Origin of the sequence: Verminephrobacter eiseniae EF01-2 (assembly GCF_000015565.1) — a bacterium.
Classification (GTDB): Bacteria; Pseudomonadota; Gammaproteobacteria; order Burkholderiales; family Burkholderiaceae_C; genus Acidovorax; species Acidovorax eiseniae.
This window is the reverse complement of record NC_008786.1, coordinates 1,731,636-1,750,140: the sequence shown is the minus strand read 5'-3', so window position 1 is coordinate 1,750,140 and position 18,505 is coordinate 1,731,636. Positions and strand designations below refer to the sequence as shown.

General features: G+C 68.3%; 22 protein-coding genes and 1 pseudogene. 7 read left to right on the top strand and 16 right to left on the bottom strand.

The window, feature by feature from the left end; all coding sequences use genetic code 11:
* Positions 1 to 201: 201 nt before the first annotated feature.
* From VEIS_RS07620 to VEIS_RS07610, 3 genes are all read right to left on the bottom strand, one after another.
* On the bottom strand, positions 202 to 423 hold the full coding sequence (locus VEIS_RS07620) for a hypothetical protein (RefSeq protein WP_157048440.1): 222 nt from the start codon (positions 421 to 423) through the stop codon (positions 202 to 204).
* 128 nt (positions 424 to 551) lie between these two features.
* Positions 552 to 1,634 (bottom strand): NAD/NADP-dependent octopine/nopaline dehydrogenase family protein, encoded by a 1,083-nt coding sequence (locus tag VEIS_RS07615; RefSeq protein ID WP_011809329.1) that lies wholly within the window; start codon positions 1,632 to 1,634, stop codon positions 552 to 554.
* A 5-nt stretch (positions 1,635 to 1,639) separates the two neighbouring features.
* Positions 1,640 to 2,608, bottom strand: a complete 969-nt coding sequence (locus VEIS_RS07610; protein ID WP_011809328.1) for a Bug family tripartite tricarboxylate transporter substrate binding protein — start codon at positions 2,606 to 2,608, stop codon at positions 1,640 to 1,642.
* Between the two features lie 129 nt (positions 2,609 to 2,737).
* Here VEIS_RS07610 and VEIS_RS31525 point away from each other — a divergent pair.
* Positions 2,738 to 2,836: pseudogene (locus VEIS_RS31525) on the top strand (hypothetical protein); the annotation flags it as partial.
* Between the two features lie 167 nt (positions 2,837 to 3,003).
* Here the strand turns inward: VEIS_RS31525 and VEIS_RS07605 are convergent.
* Positions 3,004 to 3,852: a DMT family transporter gene (locus VEIS_RS07605; protein ID WP_011809326.1), complete on the bottom strand. Its 849-nt coding sequence runs from the start codon at positions 3,850 to 3,852 to the stop codon at positions 3,004 to 3,006.
* A 136-nt stretch (positions 3,853 to 3,988) separates the two neighbouring features.
* Here VEIS_RS07605 and VEIS_RS29670 point away from each other — a divergent pair, with 136 nt between their 5' ends.
* Both VEIS_RS29670 and VEIS_RS07600 read left to right on the top strand, forming a co-directional pair.
* Positions 3,989 to 4,216, top strand: a complete 228-nt coding sequence (locus tag VEIS_RS29670) for a type II toxin-antitoxin system RelE/ParE family toxin (protein ID WP_011809325.1) — start codon at positions 3,989 to 3,991, stop codon at positions 4,214 to 4,216.
* Positions 4,213 to 4,500, top strand: a complete 288-nt coding sequence (locus tag VEIS_RS07600) for a helix-turn-helix domain-containing protein (RefSeq protein ID WP_011809324.1) — start codon at positions 4,213 to 4,215, stop codon at positions 4,498 to 4,500. Before VEIS_RS29670 ends, VEIS_RS07600 begins: the two co-directional genes overlap by 4 nt.
* Before the next feature lie 229 nt (positions 4,501 to 4,729).
* On the opposite strand, the gene VEIS_RS07595 is transcribed toward VEIS_RS07600, so the two are convergent.
* The 6 genes from VEIS_RS07595 to hemA all read right to left on the bottom strand — a co-directional run bounded on the left by VEIS_RS07595 (position 4,730) and on the right by hemA (position 10,032).
* Positions 4,730 to 5,737 carry an AAA family ATPase gene (locus tag VEIS_RS07595; RefSeq protein ID WP_011809323.1) on the bottom strand — a complete coding sequence of 336 codons (1,008 nt, stop codon included), beginning with the start codon at positions 5,735 to 5,737 and terminating at the stop codon, positions 4,730 to 4,732.
* A 128-nt stretch (positions 5,738 to 5,865) separates the two neighbouring features.
* Complete coding sequence (grxD, locus tag VEIS_RS07590) at positions 5,866 to 6,183, bottom strand: Grx4 family monothiol glutaredoxin (RefSeq protein ID WP_011809322.1); 318 nt, start codon at positions 6,181 to 6,183, stop codon at positions 5,866 to 5,868.
* 64 nt (positions 6,184 to 6,247) lie between these two features.
* The gene (gene prmC / locus VEIS_RS07585; protein WP_011809321.1) at positions 6,248 to 7,132 is read right to left on the bottom strand and encodes a peptide chain release factor N(5)-glutamine methyltransferase; all 885 of its coding nucleotides are present in this window, start codon (positions 7,130 to 7,132) and stop codon (positions 6,248 to 6,250) included.
* Positions 7,099 to 7,443, bottom strand: coding sequence for a hypothetical protein (locus tag VEIS_RS28395; RefSeq protein WP_157048439.1), 345 nt, complete (start codon positions 7,441 to 7,443; stop codon positions 7,099 to 7,101). The genes prmC and VEIS_RS28395 overlap by 34 nt, the downstream gene beginning before the upstream one ends.
* Before the next feature lie 98 nt (positions 7,444 to 7,541).
* Complete coding sequence (gene prfA, locus VEIS_RS07575) at positions 7,542 to 8,621, bottom strand: peptide chain release factor 1 (RefSeq protein WP_011809320.1); 1,080 nt, start codon at positions 8,619 to 8,621, stop codon at positions 7,542 to 7,544.
* 121 nt (positions 8,622 to 8,742) lie between these two features.
* Positions 8,743 to 10,032, bottom strand: coding sequence for a glutamyl-tRNA reductase (gene hemA / locus VEIS_RS07570; RefSeq protein WP_011809319.1), 1,290 nt, complete (start codon positions 10,030 to 10,032; stop codon positions 8,743 to 8,745).
* Between hemA and VEIS_RS07565 the strand changes: the two genes are divergently transcribed.
* Entirely contained in the window at positions 10,031 to 10,420 is a 390-nt protein-coding gene (locus tag VEIS_RS07565) for a hypothetical protein (RefSeq protein ID WP_321161050.1), read from the top strand. The genes hemA and VEIS_RS07565 overlap by 2 nt on opposite strands.
* Here the strand turns inward: VEIS_RS07565 and VEIS_RS07560 are convergent, their stop codons facing one another.
* From VEIS_RS07560 to VEIS_RS07550, 3 genes are read right to left on the bottom strand one after another with little or no spacing between them, the layout of a single operon-like run.
* The gene (locus tag VEIS_RS07560) at positions 10,421 to 11,131 is read right to left on the bottom strand and encodes a ribonuclease activity regulator RraA (protein WP_011809318.1); all 711 of its coding nucleotides are present in this window, start codon (positions 11,129 to 11,131) and stop codon (positions 10,421 to 10,423) included.
* 18 nt (positions 11,132 to 11,149) lie between these two features.
* Entirely contained in the window at positions 11,150 to 11,935 is a 786-nt protein-coding gene (locus tag VEIS_RS07555; protein WP_011809317.1) for an SDR family oxidoreductase, read from the bottom strand.
* A gap of 24 nt (positions 11,936 to 11,959) precedes the next feature.
* Positions 11,960 to 13,240, bottom strand: coding sequence for an MFS transporter (locus VEIS_RS07550; RefSeq protein ID WP_011809316.1), 1,281 nt, complete (start codon positions 13,238 to 13,240; stop codon positions 11,960 to 11,962).
* Between the two features lie 232 nt (positions 13,241 to 13,472).
* On the opposite strand from VEIS_RS07550, the gene VEIS_RS07545 reads away from it, so the two are divergent.
* Complete coding sequence (locus VEIS_RS07545; RefSeq protein ID WP_041950639.1) at positions 13,473 to 14,390, top strand: phosphoribosylaminoimidazolesuccinocarboxamide synthase; 918 nt, start codon at positions 13,473 to 13,475, stop codon at positions 14,388 to 14,390.
* A 96-nt stretch (positions 14,391 to 14,486) separates the two neighbouring features.
* On the opposite strand, the gene VEIS_RS07540 is transcribed toward VEIS_RS07545, so the two are convergent.
* From VEIS_RS07540 to trxA, 3 genes are read right to left on the bottom strand one after another with little or no spacing between them, the layout of a single operon-like run.
* Positions 14,487 to 15,287 (bottom strand): META domain-containing protein, encoded by an 801-nt coding sequence (locus tag VEIS_RS07540; protein WP_157048707.1) that lies wholly within the window; start codon positions 15,285 to 15,287, stop codon positions 14,487 to 14,489.
* Positions 15,260 to 15,565, bottom strand: coding sequence for a hypothetical protein (locus VEIS_RS28390; protein ID WP_157048438.1), 306 nt, complete (start codon positions 15,563 to 15,565; stop codon positions 15,260 to 15,262). The genes VEIS_RS07540 and VEIS_RS28390 overlap by 28 nt, the downstream gene beginning before the upstream one ends.
* Before the next feature lie 56 nt (positions 15,566 to 15,621).
* Positions 15,622 to 16,530: a thioredoxin gene (gene trxA, locus VEIS_RS07535; RefSeq protein ID WP_011809313.1), complete on the bottom strand. Its 909-nt coding sequence runs from the start codon at positions 16,528 to 16,530 to the stop codon at positions 15,622 to 15,624.
* A gap of 149 nt (positions 16,531 to 16,679) precedes the next feature.
* Here trxA and purE point away from each other — a divergent pair, with 149 nt between their 5' ends.
* Both purE and VEIS_RS07525 read left to right on the top strand, forming a co-directional pair.
* Positions 16,680 to 17,174 (top strand): 5-(carboxyamino)imidazole ribonucleotide mutase, encoded by a 495-nt coding sequence (gene purE / locus VEIS_RS07530; RefSeq protein ID WP_011809312.1) that lies wholly within the window; start codon positions 16,680 to 16,682, stop codon positions 17,172 to 17,174.
* A gap of 132 nt (positions 17,175 to 17,306) precedes the next feature.
* Positions 17,307 to 18,503, top strand: coding sequence for a 5-(carboxyamino)imidazole ribonucleotide synthase (locus tag VEIS_RS07525; protein WP_049774046.1), 1,197 nt, complete (start codon positions 17,307 to 17,309; stop codon positions 18,501 to 18,503).
* Positions 18,504 to 18,505: the final 2 nt, after the last annotated feature.

Below are 18,505 nucleotides of genomic sequence, written 5' to 3'. Positions count from 1 at the left end.
GGGAAACCGATTCCTACACTCCGAAACGAACTCTGTCGTTTCAGTGAGGATGCCGTATTCCTCCATGTCGGAAATCGCTACCCACGGAACCTGATTGGCACCTTTCGCCCAATACGCAGGATTCGCGCGGGCAGGCGTGCGTCCCGTCGCGTAGCGCGCGCTGACTGAAAGGCTCAACCGTCCAACTTTCCGGCAACTCCATCATTTGCCCACTCCAGAAAGCAGTTGATAGAGGGCCTTGTTCACTTCGGACGCCAGCGCGTCCAGTTTCACCAGCTCTGCAATCAGTCGCGGCAGGTCGCGGTGCTCAGCATCGTCCGCCTGCCCCACCCACCGGCTCGGACTAAGGCTGCCGAGGCCCCACGAGCGTTTCGCCTGCGCTACTTTCTGCTGGACGAGCCGTTGGCCGAGGTCGGCGGCCATGACCGGGGCCTGGGGCCGGTTCCCCATTCCATTCCTGAATCATCCGGGCACTTTGTCGGCTTCGCTTGCCGTACCTCTGCACTGTCTACGCTTGGCCTTCGCGTTCACGAGCGATTTGGAAAATGGAATCAGCGGCGTGGATAGCCTTCGCGTGCCAGCGCGAGCAATTCCGGCAAGGGCAGTTTTTCCAGCCCCAGGGTCGCAAGCACATCGTTTTCCTGCGCGAACGAGCGCCCGTAGAGGGCGTCGATGATGGTGATGACGGAACTGATCACCGGAACGGGGCGGTTCACCATTTTGGCCAGCGCAGCGAAAAACACCAGGCCAAAGGGTATGTCTTCGAGCACGTAACGGTGCAGCGGGTGGGTCGGGCCTAACGGGAGGCCGCCACGGCGGCGATGGATTTCTGCAGCGATCGTCGCCAGATCCGTCTGCGCAACGCCGAGCGAGTTGTGAAAATGCGCGTGGATCGTCCCCAGGGTGCAGCCCACCGCAGCCGCCAGTGTCAGGCGCTCGGCATCCATGGTTTCGATCAGGCGCGAGACATAGGGCGTAATGCAGTGGTACTGCGGCCACTGCTCGGCGTGCTCCATGCGCGTGATGTTGCACAAGGCCAGCGCGCTGTGCGCGATCGGGTTCACGTTGGCCAGCGACATGGCCAGGATGTCACCGTTGATTCGGAAGCGTTCGCCAAACAGCGCCGTGCACAAAGCCAGTGCGGCAGGGCCGCGTGCCACAGGCAGCGCGGCCATGTCCAGCACCGTGCGCAGCGCCGAGACCTGCACTTCGGGGGTCGGTGCCCGGCGCGCCGTCATCGGCGTGCTGCCAAACACGGCGATGTTGCTGCGCAGGCCACGCGCAGCCAGTTCGCGGTCGAGCACCAGCGCGCTGACCGAACTCAACGCGCTGAGGATCACGGGCTGGGCATCGCGCAGGCATTGCCCGAGTTGCTTGAAAACGCCGGCGTGGGCCGTGGCCGGCAGCGCAATGTAGACCACATCCGCATCCCGGACCGCAGCGGGCAGGTCACTGGCGACCCCTGGCCTGGCCTGGCCTTCGATGGCGCCCGCATAGCGCAATGGTTGACCGGCGGCCAGCGCGGCCGTGCCGGCCCCGGAGGGCGACCACAGCGTCGTGTCGTGGCCGTGATGGCAGGCATGGGCGGCGACGGCAAGGCCGATATTGCCGGCGCCGATAACGGTGATTCGCATGGGGGTCAATCGAGCTTCAGATGATTGCGGGCGACGACCTGTTTCCAGCGCGCAATGTCTTCGTGTACCGTGGCGGCGAACTGTGCCGGGGTGCTGCCGATCACGATCGCTCCCATGGTTTGCAACTGTTGTTTGATGGCCGGGTCCTTGAGCACCTTGACGAACTCGCTGTTGAGCCGGTCGACCACCTCTGGCGGCACGCCGCGCGGGGCCATCAGCCCGACCCACACCGGAATCGCCAAGCCTTTGATGCCGGCCTGGGCGAAGGTAGGCACATCGGGCAACGAGGGCAGCCGCACGTCAGAGGCCAGCGCCAACGCGCGCAACCGCTTCGCTGACAGGTAGCCATGGGCCGCTGCCGCGCTGGTAAACATCGCGTTCACCTGGCCGGCCAGCAGATCGGGCAAACCCTGGGCCGCGCCCTTGTAGGGAACATGCAGTATGTCGATGTCCGCTGCGTACTTGAAGGCATCGCCGATCAAGTGGGAAATGGTGCCGGTGCCCGTCGAGGCAAAGGTCAGCGCCCCCGGCTTGCTTTTGGCCAGTGCGATGAAATCGGCCAGATTGGCGACCGGCATCGCGTCCGGAACCACCAACACCATGGGTGTATCGACCAGTTGCACGATGGCCACCAAGTCCTTTTGCGGGTCGTAGCTCAGGTTCGAGCGCACGGCGGCCGCCACCGATACCTGCCCGCCGCTGGCCATCAGCAGCACATGACCGTCCGCCGGCGCTTTGGCCACCTGGTCCGCCGCGATCAGGCCGCCAGCGCCGGCCTTGTTTTCAATGACGAAGGACTGGCCCAGGCCGACGGCCGCCTTTTGCGACAGCATCCGGATGATCCCGTCCTGGGGACCGCCCGCAGCAAAAGGCACTACGACCTTGATCGGGCGCGAGGGATAGCTTTGCGCCTGCGCGGTGCCCGCCCCGGTCAAGGCAAACGAGAACAGCAAGGCGACGAGTCTGATGGGCATGAGGCAGCTTTCTTTCTTTGCAATGTGGGCCGGGATTGTTTCCCGGCATGGCAGGTAGTGTCAAATTGCTACCGTGCATGTCGATGCATTCGGCAACTTACCGTATAGACCAGACAAGAGGGTAGCACCATGCCCTCGGCAATTACCATGCCTGCCGCCGCTGCTGCCGCCCGGCTCGAAGCCCGGATCGATGCGGACCAGCACCAGACGGTCGGGTCTGCTGCCAAGATTCAGGGTCGCACACTGAGCGACTGCGTGGTCGCTGCCGTCCGGGACGGCTGCGCAGCGCGCCATCGGGCGGTCCGGGCCCATCCGCCCGGGTTGCTCGCCCACCCGCAGCGAGGCATGGCGCATGGCGCAAAAAGGGCATGCGCCGCAAGCCGTTTTCATCCAGATCACCGTGCCCGCATGCCGATCACGGCTGCGCTGATGATCATCAGCGTGGCCAGGGCGATGCTCGCGTTGAGCGGGCGACCGCTGACCAACAGCAGCAGTGCCGTCGACGCCAGCGGGGTGATGTAGCTCAGGATGCCGATATGCCGCGCATCGCCGAGCTTGAGCGCCCGGTCCCACATGAAGAAGGCGCCGCCCAGCGGGCCTAGCCCGAGCAGGGCCAGCAGCGCCCAGTCGCGCGGCTGCAACGCCGCAGCAGGCTCCAGCAGCGCATGGCACAGCAGGGACAGCAGCCCCGACACCAGAGCGAACAGGCCAATGGCCGTGGTCGGAAAAGCCGCCACGCGCCGGGTCAGCAGCGAATAGCTGGCCCAGATGAAGGCCGCTGCCAGCGCCGGCAAATAGCCCCAGGCCAGCGTGCCGCTGAGCGCCTGCCCGCCCGCGATCGCCCCGCCCGTGATCGCAATGGCTGCGCCGGCAAAGCCCAGCAGGGCGGCCAGCAGATGCGGCGCGCGCAACACCACGCCGGGCAGCAGCCAGGGCGAGAGCAGCACGATGAGCAGTGGCCACAGGTAGCAGACCAGGTTGGTCTCCACCGGCGGCGCATGGCGCAGCGCGATGAACAGCAGGAAATGGTAGGCAAACAGGCCGTACACGCCCAACGCCAACGTCCGCACCGGAATGCGCCATTGCGCCGGATCGCGCAGCACGAACGGCCAAGCCGGCACGCTGCCGATCAGCAGCGCGATGCCGGTGAGCAGAAACGGCGGAACATGGGTCAGCGCCACGCCCAGCGAGGCGAGCGAGGCCCACAGCGCGATGGCGCCCAGCGCGTACAGATTGGCATGCATGGCGTGGCTTTTGCACTGACTCTTTCCCGCAGGAAACGAGAAACAGCAGCGGTTTTGTGATTTCGATCCGCATGGTAGGCGAGAAATTGGCGAAGTGACCGAGACTGGCTGGCCACTCTTTGCCGTAGGAGGCCGAGTGGAGTATGCCGGTCTGGAGGGTTCCCAAAAACCATCCTCTTCGTCGGCCCGCTGTCGCAGGTGTTGCGCTGCGGCCCGCCAGGTCTTGGCCATGGAGAAAAAGGCGCTGCTGGCCGATGCGGTCTATGTGCTGCGCGCTTTTCAGAAAAAGACCCAGACCACAAGCCAGCGCGACATGGGGCTTGCCAAAAAGCGATGCACCGAACGGCCGAAAGATGCCAAATGACCAAGATCGAAACTTTTGACAGCGTGTGGGATGCGGTGGCCGACATGTCCGGGCAGGCTGCGAGCCTTCGCGCCAGGGCTGAACCCATGCGCCAAATTGCGGCCGTCATCGAGGGCAATGATTGGGCGCCATCGGAAGCCGCAATGCACTGCGGGGTTGCCCCGCCCCGCCGCGATGACCTGTTGCGTGGCCGCGTCTCGCGGTGCTGCCTGGATGCTTTGGTGAACAGCGCCACCGCCATGGGTTGCCGCGTGCATATGGATATGGAGCTGCAAGCGGCGTAATCCGCGCAGCCGCTGCCAGACGGGGGACATGTCCCGGATTTTCAATAGGGACATGCAGGGCTGGCCGGCGTTGCAGACGCGCTGCCAGTCGCCCGGACATTGCCAAGGAGTCGGCGCACGGCCCGGGGGCAACGGCACGTCGGGCACACCGGGCGCACCCCGATGGGGCAGGTGCGGCGCGCCCGGCATCTACCGCCGCCGCGCCCGGCGCACCTCGGGGGGCCGGCGCCTATTGCAGGAATCCGATACGCCCTTTGGCCCCGCTCGTGCGCGGCAGGTCGGCGCTTTCCACCGTGGCGCGCTGTGCCAGCCGGGCGTTGCCGAATCCAGTCATCAGCGCGCGCCGCATCTCGCGCGGCGGCATCCGGGCCAGGTGGTCGAGCACATCGTCGCGTGGCTCGGGGTCCAGCAGACGCCCCCATTCGTGCCCGGCACGGATGTCCTGGTACAAATGGCGTGCAATCGTGCGCGCCTGCTCCGGTGTGGGGGCTGGCACCTCGAACACGTTCATGCGGTTCAGGATCGGGTCCGGAATGCTCCGGCTGTCGTTGGCGGTGGTGATCCAGATCACCTGGCTGGCGTCGATCGCCACCTCGGCAAACTCGTCGGTGAAGCTGTGCGCCGTGTCGTACTCCAGCAGGCCGTACAGCGCGCCCAGCGGGTCGTATTGCGCGTCGGCGTTGGCCTTGTCGATTTCATCGACCACGATCACCGGGTTGGCGTATGCGCCATCGATCAGGGCCTCGAACACCTTGCCCGGCCGCGCGCCCTTCCATTGCGCCGATGCGCCCGACAGCAGCCAGCCGGCGGTCAGGGAGCTCATCGGCAACAGGTTCATGCCGGTGCCCAGCAGTTTGGCCAGGTGGCACGCGAAATGGGTCTTGCCAATGCCGGGCGGGCCCAGCAGCAGCATCGGGGTGACTTCCAGTCCATCGCTGCAGTCCTGGGCCAGCGCCACATGGCGTTTCACGTCATCGAGCACCTCGGTGAAGTTGGGCAACTGCTGGTACAGGCCGTCCATGTCGGGGATGCCCGAAGGCTTGACCTGAAAGCGCTCGGGGCCGCGCTCGAGCATGCGTTCGTAGACCGTGCGCAGGCCGTCGTATTCGCGCTGGCTGCCGGACTCTTGCAGCTTGGCGAGCTTGCGCTGCACATCGCCGGGGCTGAACACATTGCGCATCTGGGCCACCGGCAAGCGCAGGGCCGGCGACTGGGGAACAAGGCCATGGTGGTTCATTGCATGCTCCTTGGGCGGGGTCACGCGAACATTCAAGCACACAACATACCCGCTGCCTACCCACTTTCCTGCGGTACGGGTATCACCGCCGTCCACGCCCAGGCCGCTGGCGGCATGGGCGATTCACCTCATGTGCCCAGCACCTGCCGCAGTTCGCCCGATTCGTACATCTGCATCATGATGTCCGAGCCGCCGATGAATTCGCCTTTTACATACAGTTGCGGAATGGTGGGCCAGTTGCTGTATTCCTTGATGCCCTGGCGGATCGCTTCATCTTCCAGCACGTTGACCGTGACCACGGCCTTGGGGTCGACGCCGCAGGCTTTGAGTATCTGGATCGCGCGGCCGGAAAAGCCGCACATGGGGAAGCTGGCGTTGCCTTTCATGAACAGCAGGATGTCGCTGGATTTGACGAGTGCGTCTAGGCGTTGTCGGGTGTCGCTCATGGGAATGCTCCTGGAAGGTCGGGACGGCGCAGGTCGCCGTGGTGCCGACCGGGGGTGGATTATTTCACCGTCCCTCGGACTCTGTGCGACCCCGGTGGTTCCACTGCCCGCCGCTGCAACGGGCAATGCCGGCGAGGTCGGCACGGCTTTGCACCCGGGCAAAGCCCCGGGCGCTGAGCAGGGCGTGCACGGCGGCGGCCTGGTCGTGGCCATGTTCGAGCAGCAGCCAGCCGCCGGCGGCCAGATGCCCGGGGGCCTGGCCGATGATGCTGCGGATGTCTTGCAGGCCGTCGGCGCCGCTGACCAGCGCCTGCCGGGGCTCGTGGGCCAGCGCGGCCAGGTGCGGGTCTTGCGCGCCCAGGTAGGGCGGGTTGGAGACGATGGCGTCAAAGCCTGCCGGTGCGCCGCTGAGCCAGTGGCCCTGCGCCAACTGCACCGGCAGGCCGAGCCGCCCGGCATTGGCCCGGGCCACGGCCAGGGCATCGGCGCTGGCGTCTATGGCCAGAATCCATGCGCCGGGGCAGTGCCGTTGCAAGGCCAGGGCGATGGCGCCGCTGCCGGTGCCCAGGTCCAGCACGCGGGGGGCGGGCAGCGGGGCGATCACTTCGAGCGCCCAATCGACCAGGGTTTCGGTGTCGGGGCGCGGGTCGAGCACGCGGGCGTCGATGGCCAGCGGCAGGCCATAGAACTCCTTGCGCCCCGTGAGGTAGGCCACGGGTTCGCCTGCTGCGCGGCGCCGGCACAGGGCCAGGAATTGCGCATGCAGGGCGGGCGCGAGCGCATCGCTGTCATGCGCCAGCAGCCAGGCGCGGCCCGCGTCGGCGCGGCCTAGCTGGTGCAGCAGCAGCAGTTGGGCGTCGATGCGCGCCAGGCCGAGCGCGCGGGCCTGGTTCAGCGCCTGGGCCAGGGTGGGGGTCAGCACCGGGGCTTGGGCCGTTTGGCCACGCATTGCGGCATGGTCTCGATGCCCATCGGGTCGACGCCCGGGCATGTCACGCCAGCGCGGCAGGCGGACAACCCGGCCTTTTCTGACTTTTCTGACGGCATCGACCCGCGCCAGTCCCTGCCCGGGGTGCGTGGCGAAATACTGCCCGCCCGCTGGCCCCAGGCGCGCGGCTTCCTGCGGCCAGCACAAGCGCTCAGGCGCAGCGCGGCCCACTGGAATGCATGGACCTCGCGCTGATCCCGGGCTGGCGGCGCTGCGCTGCGTGCGATGGCGCACCGGGCCAGCGGCGCGGCTTCCAGCTTTTGGGCAGTCATGGGGCTTGCAATCCACTATTTCAGACTATGGGCGATCGTCGCTGCCATTACTGTATCCCCGCACCGGCGCCCGGCGCCCCGCGCTCTGCACCGGCGCGTTACCCCCGCTCCAGTTCCTGCAATTGCTCGGCCTCGCGCGCATGGCCCAGGGCCTGCAGCATTGGGTCGAGTTCGCCGTCGAGCAACTGCTGCAACTGGTACAGCGTCAACTGGATGCGGTGGTCGGTGAGCCGTCCTTGCGGGAAGTTGTAGGTGCGGATGCGGTCGCTGCGCTCGCCGCTGCCGATCAGGCCCTTGCGCAGCGCGGCCTCCTTGGCGGCGCGTTCGCTGCGTTCCTTTTCCTGCAGGCGCGCTTGCAGCACCTGCAAGGCCCGGGCCTTGTTGCCGTGCTGGCTGCGGCCGTCCTGGCATTCGGCGACGATGCCGGTGGGCAGGTGCACCACGCGCACGGCCGAGTCGGTCTTGTTGATATGCTGGCCTCCGGCACCGCTGGCGCGGAAGGTGTCTATGCGCAGTTCGGCCGGGTTGAGCGCGATGGCCCGGGCGGGGTCGGGCTCGGGCATCACGGCCACGGTGCAGGCGCTGGTGTGGACGCGGCCCTGTGTCTCGGTGGCCGGCACGCGCTGCACGCGGTGGCCGCCGGACTCGAATTTGAGCGTGCCGTAGACCTGCTCGCCGTCGATGCGCAGCACGATTTCCTTATAGCCGCCAAGCTCGGCCGGGTTCTCGCTGAGCACCTGGACCTGCCAGCCTCTGCGGGCGGCGTAGCGGGTGTACATGCGCGTGAGGTCGCCGGCAAACAGCGCCGATTCATCGCCGCCGGTGCCGGCGCGGATTTCGACAAAGGCGTTGCGCGCATCGTCGGGTTCTTTGGGCAGCAGCAGGCGTTGCAGTTCGTCTTCGAGTTGCCGCAGTTCGGTCTGGCTGCTGTCGATTTCTTCCTGTGCCAGTTCGGCCATGCCGGGGTCTGCCAGCAGTTCACGGGCCGCGCCCAGGTCGGCCTCGCGTTGCAGGTAGCGCGCGTAGCGGCCCGCCACCTGCGTCACCTCGGCATGCTCGCGCGCGATGCTGCGGTACTGCACCATGTCCGCCATGATGTCCGGGCGCGCGAGCAGGAAGTCGAGTTCGCCCAGGCGCTGGGCATGGCGCGCCAACTGGCTTCTGAGAAAGGGTTTCATGCAGGCGGGGCGTCGTGGTTTGCTACTGCGCTACCTTGTTGGTAGCTGGTGGTGCGGGATATTCGTGCGCTGGGGGCCGGTCTGGCCCCAAGGCCTGGGCGCTTGCGGGGGCGCCGCGTCGCTACAGGTCGTGGTTGCTTTGCGCGCGCAGGAACAGGCGCGCCACGGTCTGCGCCGTTTGCGCGCGCATGTCGGCGTCGCCGGCGCGCAGTTCGGCCATCGTGCCATGCAGCATCTTTTGCGTCAGGCCGCGCGCGAGGGCGTCGAGCACGGCGTCCGGGGCTTCGCCCTTGGCCAGCAGTTTCTTCGCGCGCGCGATTTCGCTGGCGCGCCAGACCTCGGTCTGGGCGTTGAGTTGCCGGATCAGCGGCACCACGCCGCCCACGGGGTTGCGCTGGGCCAGCCAGTGCATGAAGCTCTGCACGCCGGCATCGATGATCGCCTCGGCCTGCGCCACCGCTGCCTGGCGGCTCGCCTGCCCGGTCTGCACCACGCTGGCCAGGTCGTCGACGGTGTACAGGTAGACATCGCCCAGGGCTTTGACCTCGGGTTCGATGTCGCGCGGCACCGCCAGGTCGACCATGAACATCGGCCGGTGGCGGCGTTTTTTGAGCGCTCGCTCGACGGCGCCGAGGCCGATGATGGGCAGGCTGCTGGCGGTGCAGCTGATGACGGCGTCGAACTCGTGCAGCCGCTCGGGCAGATCGGCCAGGCGCAGCACGGTGGCGCCAAAGCGCGCGGCCAACTGTTCGCCGCGCTCGAGCGTGCGGTTGGCCAGCGCCAGGCCCAGGGGGTTTTTGGCCGCGAAATGCGTGGCGCACAGCGCGATCATCGCGCCGGCGCCGACGAACAGCACGCGGATTTGGCTCAGGTCTTCGAACAACTGGCCCGCCAGGCGCACGGCAGCGGCGGCCATGCTGATGCTGTGGGCGCCGATCTCGGTGCTGCTGCGCACTTCCTTGGCCACCGCAAAGCTGCGCTGAAACAGTTGGTTGAGCGTGCTGCCGAGCACGCCTGCGGTTTCGGCGGCGCGCACGGCATCTTTCATCTGGCCCAGAATCTGGGCCTCGCCCAGCACCATCGAGTCCAGGCCGCTGGCGACCCGAAAGGCATGGCGCGCGGCCCGGCTGTCTTGCAGCGTGTAGGAATGCGCGCGCAGCAGCGCAGTGCTGACACCGCCGCTGTGCGCCAGCCAGCCCAGTGTGTGGTCGATGGCGGCTTGCTCGGCGGCGCAATAGATCTCGGTGCGGTTGCAGGTGGACAGCATGGCCGTCTCCACGCCGGGGTGGCTGCTCAGCGACTGGCGCAAACCCTGGAGCCGGGGCGCGATTTGGTCGAGCGCGAACGCGAAGCGGCCGCGCAGATCGAGCGGCGCGGTGCTGTGGTTGATGCCTAGGGCCCAGACTGCCATGGGCGCGGATTATAAAATCCCCGGCCCGGGCCGACGGCTGCCTGGCAGCGCCCGGGGCGCGCTCGGCGCCGGCCGGCCGGCCCAAACCTTGATCCGGGTCAACCCGATGGGTGCACTGAACGCCTTCAACCACCTGCTGAACTTCGTCGCGCCGGCGGCCGCGCTGGCCTTGTCGCTGGCGCTGGCGGGGCGCTTCATGCGCCGCCCCCGGGCCGCTGTCGCGCTGCCCTGGTGGTGGCAGGCCAGCGTCATTTTCATCGTCGGCGTGGCCACGCTGCTGGCCGGGCTGATGCTGTGGGGGCGCGACGGCAAGATGCTGACCTACGCCGCGCTGGTGCTGGCCTGCGCGAGCTGCCAGTGGCTGCTGCTGCGCGGCTGGAAGGCTTGATCAGGGCGCGGCCTTGCCGGCTTCGTAGCGCGCCTTGTTGCCGGCGTCGGGCGGATACAGTCCGGGCAGCGCGGCGCCGGATTGGACCTGCTGCATGATCCAGTCTTCCAGCCGCTCTTGCTCGGTGGCCTGCGCCGCGACCTCGCCGAGCAGCGCTGCGGGGATGAGCACCGCGCCATCCCGGTCGGCGACGATCACGTCATCGGGAAATACCGCCACGCCGCCGCAGCCCACGGGCTGTTGCCAGGCCACGAAGGTCAGCGCGGCGACCGAGGGCGGGGCGGCCGTGCCTGCGGCCCAGATCGGCAAGCCGGTGGACAGCACGCCCGCCAGATCGCGCACCACGCCATCGCTGACCAGGGCCGCGACGCCTTTGCGGGCCATGCGCGCGCACAGGATGTCGCCCCAGAAGCCGGCGTCGCGCACGCCATTGGCATCGACCACGGCGATGCAGCCTGGCGGCATTTGCTCGATCGCGGCGCGCGTGGACTGGGGCGAGCTCCAGGATTCGGGGGTGGCCAGGTCTTCGCGGGCCGGAATGAAGCGCAGCGTGAACGCCCGGCCGACGCAGCGCTGCGCCTGCGGCGTGATCGGCAAGGCGCCGCGAATCCAGACATTGCGCAGCCCTTTTTTCAGCAGCACGGTGGTCAAGGTGGCAGTGGTCACCGCTTGCAGGGCCAGGAAGGCTGCGGCGTCGTCGGGGGCGGTCATGGGGATTTTCCTTGCCGATCAGATGCTGGCGATCAGGCCGCCGTCCACGCGCAGCGTGGTGCCGGTGATGTAGGCCGCGCGTTCGCTGGCCAGGAAGGCGACGGCATCGGCGTACTCTTCGGGCCGGCCATAGCGGCCCAGCGCAATCGTGGCCGCGCTTTCGGCCTCGACGGCCGCCAGGTCGCGGCCTTCGCGCCGGGCGCGCGCGCTGTCCAGGGACAGGGTGCGCGCCGTCGCGATGCGCCCCGGGATCAGCACATTCACCGTCACGCCCTGGCCCGCCACCTCGCGCGCCAGCGCCTTGGACCAGCCCAGCAGCGAGATGCGGGTGGCGTTCGACAGGCCCAGGTTGACGATGGGAGCGACCACGCCCGAGGAAGTGCTGGTGATCACCCGGCCCCAGCCGCGCTCGCGCATGCCGGGCAGCAGCAGGTCGGTGATGCCGATCACCGACAGCACCATGGACTCGAACGCATTCCTCCAGATGTCCAGCGCATGCCCATGGGCCGGGCCGGGCGGCGGGCCGCCGGTGTTGTTCACCAGGATGTCGATGCCGCCGACGCGCTGCAATACGCTGGCGATGCCCTCGGACCATTGCGCGCCGTGGGCCAGGTCCCAGACAAAGCTGTGGGCCGTGGCGCCGGTCGCGCGCACCCTTTGCGCGGCGGCAGCCAGCGCCTGTTCGTTGCGCCCGGCCAGGCACACCGTAGCGCCCTCGCGCGCCAGCGCCACGGCGATTGCGCTGCCCAGGCCGCCGCTGGCGCTCAGCACCAGGGCGCGTTTGTTGGCAATTCCCAGATCCATGTGTTGCTCCGTGATCGATGAAGTTCAGTCGCTGCCCCGTGCACTCGGTGCCCCCTGCCCGGACTGGGCCGCCGCCGCAGCCTGCGGTTCGCTCGACGGGGCCGATGGCGCCGCGCCATACAGTTGCAGCTTGCCCACCACCACCATCGACAGCAGGCTGGCGCCAATGCCCACCAGGGCCGCCATCCAGTAGTGCTGCACCAGCCCCTGCGCATCGCGGCTGATCAGCAAGCCCCCGACGAACGAGGCCAGCCCCATGGCGGCAGACTGCACCGAGGTGTTCAGCGTCATGAAGGTGCCGCGCAACGGCGCCTGCGCGGCCGAAGCGACGATCGCCATGCCCGGAATCATGCGCCCGCTCAGGAAGGTGAACATCAGCGTGCTCACCGCTATCACGGCCCATAGCGGCACGCCGCGCACCAGCGTGATGGCCAGCAGCGGCAAGGTGCAGGCCAGCGCCAGCCGGCGATACGTGAACACCTTGCCCCAACGGTCCGTCAGCCGGCCGAACAGGCGCGCCGTGAACAAGGTCACCAGGCCGCCGCACAGGTACAGCAAAGGCACCTGGTCGGCACGCACGCCGGCGTTGGTCTGCATGTAAATGGTGATGTAGGGGATCACGGTAAAACCGGTGAACATCAGCAGCGCCGAGAACAGAAAAGCCCAGCGATGGTTGTGGTCGGCCAGCACCTGCGTGATGCCGCCCAGCGCCGTCCTGCCACGGGCCGCTTGCAGATGCGCGGTCAGCGTCGGCAGCGTGCGCGCCGCCTGCAGGGCCAGCAGCGCGACCAGCGCGGCAATCGCAAAGAACGGCAGGTGCCAGCCGCCATACTGGGCCAGGAGCAGCCCCAGCGGCACGCCGGCCACCGTCGATACGGAAAAAGAGGTCATCACGATGCCCATCGCGCGGCCGCGCCGCTCGAACGGGACCACATCCGCCACGATGGTCTGCGACAAGGCCGACAGCACGCCCCCGAAGGCCCCCGCCAGGATGCGTGCCACCATCAGCAGCGCGTAGCCAGGCGCCACGCCGCAGGCCAGCGTTGCCAGCCCGAACAGGCCGTAGAGCACCAGCAGCAGCCGCTTGCGGCCAAAGCGATCGACATAGGTGCCGGCCAGCAGGCCCGAGACCCCGGCCGACAGCGTGTAGGCCGAGACCAGCAGGCCGAACTGCGCATCGCTGATGGCAAACAGCTGCGTGAAGCGCGGCCCCAGCGGCATCATGATCATGAAATCAAGGATATGGGTAAATTGAATGCCCGCGAGGGTCAACAGCAGCCAGCGTTCGCGACTCGGGCTGAGCACAGGGTTGTCAGAGGGCACAGGCAGTGGCCGGCGGCGGCCATATCGGTTGCAGGGCCTACAGTGTGCCGCATGGTGTCCGGCGCCGGCGCCGCGCGCGTAAAATCCACTGCCTGGCTGGCGCCCATTGCCATATTGCAATGGCGCTGGCGCCGCCCCGGCCGACGTTCCCGCCATGCCCCTCGTCTTGCGCGCCTGCCCGCTCGCGGACACCGACCGCCCATACCCTCATACCATGACCCATTGCGCCGTCCTGCACACCTCTGCGCTGACCTCGCTGCCGCTGCTGGCGCGCGGCAAGGTGCGCGACAACTACGCCGTGGGCCAGGACCGCATCCTGATGGTGGCCAGCGACCGCCTGTCCGCGTTCGACGTGATCATGGGCGAGCCGATTCCGGGCAAGGGTGCGCTGCTCACGCAGATGGCGCTGTTCTGGTTCGACCAACTCGGCCATCTGTGCCCGAACCACCTGACCGGCGCAGACCCCGAAAGCGTGGTCAGCGCCCGGGAAGCGCCGCAGATCCGGGGCCGCTCGATGCTGGTGCAGCGGCTGGCCCCGATCCCGATCGAAGCCGTGGTGCGCGGCTACCTGGCCGGCAGCGGCTGGAAGGAATACCAGGCGACGCAATCGATCTGCGGCCTGCCGCTGCCCGCCGGCCTGGGCAACGCCGCCCGGCTGCCCGAGCCGATCTACACGCCCGCCACCAAGGCAATGGCGGGCGAGCATGACGAGAACATCAGCTTTGCGCGCACGGTGGCGCTGATCGGCCCCGATCTGGCCACGCGCATCCGCGACCTGAGCATCGCCATCTACCAGACGGCGGCAGCCATCGCGCTGGCCAAGGGCCTGATCATTGCCGACAGCAAATTCGAGTTCGGCCTGGCGCCCGATGGCCGCCTGGTGCTGATGGATGAAGTGCTCACGCCCGACAGCTCACGCTATTGGCCCGTCGCAGGCTATGCCGCCGCGCTGGCCGCAGGCCGCAACCCGCCGAGTTACGACAAGCAATTCGTGCGCGACTGGCTGGAGCAGGCGCAGGTGGGCGGCCGCCCCTGGGACAAAACGCCGCCCGCGCCACGCCTGCCCCAGGCCGTGATCGAAAGCACGGCCGCCAAGTACCGCGAGGCGCTGGAGCGGCTCACCGCGCGGTAGTTGGTCGGGATTTGCGCCGCAGCAGATCGAGCCACTTGCGCTGCGGCAGCCCGAGCGCGACGGGAATCGCGCCAGCCGGCCACAGGCCCGCCCGCATCACCGCAGCGCCGTCTCGGCCGCCTCCAGGCGCAGCAGCGGCTGGCCCTGGGCGCCGCGCAGCAGCAACTGCCGGCCCTGCTGGTCAAAGCTGTGCACCGCGCCCAGGGCGGCGAAGAAACGCTGCTCCAAAGCGCCGTTGCGCAGACACAGCGCGATGTTGCTGACCAGGCGGCCAAAGCGCAGTTGCGCGTCCTGCAAGGCATAGTCGGCGAGAAACCGGTTGCACCCGCCCGAACCCGTGGCGCGGGCCTCACCGGCCTGTAGCACCAGGTGCGGCGCCACCTCGCCTTCGGCGGGGCGCGGCAGGGTCTCGGCGTCGATGGCCACCAGCCGCCAATGCGTCAGCGTCAGCGGCACTGCCGCCTGCTGCGTGGCCGGCTGTGGCCGCAGGCGCTCCAGCAGCACATCCACATGGCGCCAGGCCGGCGCCTGCGGCACCGGATGGCGCCGGTTGCTGGCCAGCAGCAAACGCCCTTGCAGCGTGACGCTGGCGCGCACCTCGTAGCGGCCCTGGGGCAGAAAGTGCGCCGAGGGGTAGGCAATCCAGATCGCATAGGGCGCCGGCCCGGCAGGCGCGCGGCGCTGGCGGCCGAGCACCACCGGGGGCCGGTCCGGGTCGGTGACATCGAGCAGCGTGGCTTCGAAAACCGCCTCGGGGGGCAGCAGCACCCGCTCGCGCGTCAGCGCCACACCGGAGACCACGGCGTCGGGCGCCGGCGGGCGGCTGGCGCAGCCGGCCAGCAAAGCACAGACCAGTGCCGCGCCACCGATCAGATGTCGCAGGCTGCGCGCAGCCATCGGAGCGCAGCGCAAGGCGCAGCGTGCGGCCCATACCGAGCGTATTGGCAAGCGATGCAACGCCGCGATGCGCTTCGATGGCCAGCGCAGACCGACAGATGATCGGTGACGCGACATAGTGTCGCGTCACCGGTCAGATGTCGTAGGCTGCGCGCAGCCATCGGAGCGCAGCGCAAGGCGCATCGCGCAGCCAATACCGAGCGTATTGGCAAGCGATGCAACGCCGCGATGCGCTTCGATGGCCAGCGCAGACCGACAGATGATCGGTGACGCGACACCAGGCCGCACAGCCATGCCCCCATGCACCCGCGCGCAACGCCGTCCCGGCCCGGTTTCAGCTGAGCACCACGCTCGACAGGCGGCGGCGGTAGCTGGCCACCACCGGGTCTTCGGGCGGGATCTGGCCCTCGGCCACCTTGGGCTTGGGTGGCTCGATGATCTCGAGCACGGCCACGCAAGTCTTGCGCGCCGCCTCATCGTTCCAGCCCTTGTCGCGCATCAGGATTTCCAGCAGTTCGTCCAGCGCATCGGTCCAGCGCTGGCCGGCCATGAGCCAGCGGGCGCGGGCGTAGCGGGTGTCGAAGTCGCGCTTGTTGGCGGCGATCCTGGCCGCAAAGCCGGCCTCGGCGTCGGCGTCGTATGCGCCCGTGGCGGCGAAATCGAGCGCATCGAGCCAGGCTTTGAGCGCGCCGAACTTGCGCGACCCCGCCGCCTTGGCCAGCACCGGGGCAAAGGCCGTTCTGGCGTCGCCCGCGCGGTCCAGTTGCAGCAGCAGCTTGACGTAGTCGAAGCGGGCATCGTCGTTGGCCGGGTCGGCCATCACGGCATGTTGCAACTTCTCCAGCGCGGTGTCGGTATCGCCCTCGGCCAGGGCTTGCAAAGCCTGCTCTTCCTCGGCGTTGGCGACCAGCTCTGCGACGCTGGGCAAATGCTTGTCGAGAAAGCTGCGCAACTGGCTTTCGGGCAACGCGCCGGTGAAGCCATCCACCGGCTGGCCGTTCATCAGCAACATGCAGGTGGGGATGCTGCGCACGCCGAACATGCCCGCCAGTTGCTGCTGCTGGTCCGAATCGATCTTGGCCAGCTTGAAGCGGCCGGCATACTCGGTTTCGAGCTTTTCCAGCACCGGGCCGAGCGACTTGCAGGGGCCGCACCAGGGGGCCCAGAAGTCCACCAGCACGGGCACATGCGCGGAGGCGGCAAGCACCTCGGTTTCAAAATTCTCTACGGTGACGTCAATCATGATGGTGTTCGGGCCGGGGCCGGTGAAACGTGCAGCGCGCTATTTTGGCGCATCGCCACCGGCCCTGCAGCGCGGGGACGTGCAAAAAGTACAATCGCCGGCTGCGGGTCGGTCTGCGACCCGTAGCAGCGCCCGAACGACACCCACCGATGAACACCCTACAGATCGGCGTGCTCATGGGCTCCAGCAGCGACTGGGACACCATGCGGCATGCCGTGCAGATTCTTGAGCAGTTCGGCATCGCCCATGAGGCCCGCGTGATCTCGGCGCACCGCATGCCGGACGACATGTGGGCCTATGCCGATGCCGCCGCCGGGCGCGGCCTGAAGGCCATCATCGCCGGGGCCGGGGGCGCCGCCCACCTGCCCGGCATGTTGGCCGCCAAGACCACGGTGCCGGTGCTGGGCGTGCCCGTGGCCAGCCGCCATTTGCAGGGCGTCGATTCGCTGCACAGCATCGTGCAAATGCCCCGGGGCATTCCGGTGGCCAGCTTTGCGATCGGCAGCGCAGGCGCGGCCAATGCCGCGCTGTTTGCGGTGGCCATGCTGGCCAACGAAAACCCCGCGCTGCGCCAGCGCCTGCAAGCCTTTCGCGCCGAACAGACCGAGGCGGCGCGCCGCATGACCCTGCCGCCCGTCGCATGAGAGCATGAAGGCATGAAGGCATGAAGATGTGGACAACGATCCGGAACACCCCCCACCCCCGATGTGCCTGCGCCCCTGGTGCGGGCTGCGCCCGTTGCACGGGGCGCGGCTGAGATGCAGCACCACGCGAACATGACCGCGCCTGGCGCCGCCCCGATCGCCTTGCGCCCGCAGGCGCCGCTGTTGCCGGGCCGCACCCTGGGCGTGCTCGGCGGCGGCCAATTGGGCCGCATGTTCGTGCATACGGCGCAGGCCATGGGTTATGGCACGGTGGTGCTCGACCCCGACCCCGACAGCCCCGCCGGGCAAGTCAGCCACCACCATATACAGGCCGGCTATGACGACCCGCAGGGCCTGGCCGAACTGGCCCGCCTGGCCGATGCGGTGACGACCGAATTCGAGAACGTGCCGGCCGCTGCGCTGGCGACATTGGCCGCCCGGCGCCCGGTGGCGCCCGCCGCCAACGCCGTGGCCCTGGCGCAGGACCGGGCACAGGAAAAAGCCCATTTCGTGCGCTGTGGCGTGCGCTGCGCGCCCTATGCCGTGATCGCCTCGGCCGAACAATTGGCCGCAGCACCGGCCGAACTGCTGCCCGGCATCCTGAAAACCCTGCGTCTGGGCTACGACGGCAAGGGCCAGCGGCGCGTCACGACCGCTGCCGAACTGAGCGCCGCCTGGCACTCGCTCGGCCAACAGCCCTGCGTGCTGGAGCAGTGGCTGGCGCTGGCGCTGGAATGCTCGGTGATCGTGGCGCGCGGCGCCGACGGCAGCATCGTGCACCTGCCGGTGCAGCGCAACCTGCACCGCGACGCAATCCTGGCCGTGACCGAGGTGTATGCGGGAAACCTGCCGCAGGCGCTGGTAGAACAAGCGCTGCAAGCGGCCATTTCGATCGCCAACGGCTTGCAGTACGTGGGCCTGCTGTGCGTGGAGTTCTTCGTCTTGCAGGACGGCAGCCTGGTGGTCAACGAAATCGCCCCGCGCCCGCACAACAGCGGTCACTACAGCCAAAACGCCTGCGACCTGTCGCAGTTCGAACTGCAACTGCGCACCCTGGCCGGCCTGCCACTGACCGCGCCGCGCCAGCACAGCCCGGCAGTGATGCTCAACCTGCTGGGCGAGCTGTGGTTTGCGCAGGGCGCCGTGGCGCAGACCCCGCCCTGGGCCGAGGTGCTGGCCCTGCCGGGCACCCACCTGCACCTGTACGGCAAAGGCCAGGCCAGGCCGGGCCGCAAGATGGGCCACCTGAACGTCACCGGCCCCAGCCCGCAGGCCGCCCGCGCCACGGCCCTGAAAGCGGCGGCCCTGCTGGGCATCGCGCCATTTTGACC